This is a genomic window from Desulfothermus okinawensis JCM 13304 (assembly GCF_054654515.1).
Genome location: NZ_BAAIEW010000084.1, coordinates 1 through 463 on the forward strand (window position 1 = coordinate 1; position 463 = coordinate 463).

The 463-nt window shown below is 32.8% G+C and carries 2 protein-coding genes; one reads left to right on the forward strand and one right to left on the reverse strand.

Features of this window, described 5'->3' with window-relative positions; genetic code table 11:
• A partial coding sequence (locus tag ACYQ0O_RS13130) for a HisA/HisF-related TIM barrel protein (RefSeq protein WP_459893793.1) occupies positions 1 to 228 on the forward strand: 228 nt, incomplete at its 5' end.
• A gap of 5 nt (positions 229 to 233) precedes the next feature.
• On the opposite strand, the gene ACYQ0O_RS13135 is transcribed toward ACYQ0O_RS13130, so the two are convergent.
• Positions 234 to 463 (reverse strand): substrate-binding domain-containing protein (locus ACYQ0O_RS13135; protein ID WP_459893795.1); only part of this gene is annotated, 230 nt, incomplete at its 5' end.

The window sequence follows — 463 nt, forward strand, 5'->3', positions numbered from 1 at the left end:
AAAGATGGATATGAACTCAGGCTAACAAGACTGATTTCTGAAAATGTTAGAATACCTGTTATAGCTTCAGGAGGGGCAGGAAATCCACAGCATATGGTGGATGCAGTAACTAAAGGCAAGGCATCTGCAGCCCTTATTGCATCAATTGTTCACTATGGAGAATATACAATAAAAGAGATTAAGGAACACATGAATAAACAGGGAGTTCCTGTAAGGATGAGGTGGTAAAACATTTATTTATCCTGGTAAATAATTCTTCCTGTATCTCTAAAATCATATCCAGGAAATTTTTCAGAATATAAGGAAATATTAATTGGATCTAAAAGGGATAAAAATTTCTGTATATGATATAGTTCAAAATCTTCTCTTTGAATTACAATATCAAACTGTTCTAATGTGATTGGTATAAAATCCAAATCTAAGATATCTGCTATGTATCTTATACCTATTCCAACATCAGCTC